1 protein-coding gene is annotated in these 470 nt (G+C 68.7%); it reads right to left on the bottom strand.

Annotation, left to right across the window (positions count from 1 at the left end; all coding sequences use genetic code 11):
• Positions 1-470: NAD(P)/FAD-dependent oxidoreductase (locus IEQ44_RS15570; RefSeq protein WP_193639394.1), on the bottom strand; the 470-nt coding region annotated here is incomplete at both ends.

Genomic DNA, 470 nt, shown 5'->3' with positions numbered 1-470 from the left:
GCCGCGCAACCGGTGCCGGCGGCGGTGATCGCCTGCTGGTAGGTGTGGTCGACCAGGTCGCCGGCGGCGAAGACGCCCGGGAGGTTGGTCGCCGTGCTCGGGTGGTTGACCAGGACGAAGCCTTCGTCGTCGAGGTCGACCTGGCCGCCCACCAGCTCGGAGCGCGGGTCGTGGCCGATGGCGATGAAGAGGCCGGAGATCTCGAGCTCACGCTCCTCGCCGGAGACGGTGTCACGCAGCGTGATGCCCTCGAGCGACTCGGCGCCGTGGATGGCCGCGACCTCGGAGTTCCAGACCATCTCGAGCTTGGGGTCGGCGAAGGCCCGCTCCTGCATGACCTTCGAGGCGCGCAGCTCGTCGCGACGGTGAATGAGGTAGACCTTCGAGGCGAAACGGGTGAGGAAGGTGGCCTCCTCGACGGCGGAGTCACCACCGCCGACGACCGCGATCACCTTGTCGCGGAAGAAGAA

Source organism: Nocardioides malaquae, assembly GCF_015070385.1.
Classification (GTDB): Bacteria; Actinomycetota; Actinomycetes; order Propionibacteriales; family Nocardioidaceae; genus Nocardioides; species Nocardioides malaquae.
The sequence above is the reverse complement of the archived record's forward strand: the minus strand, read 5'-3'. Positions and strand labels throughout refer to the sequence as shown.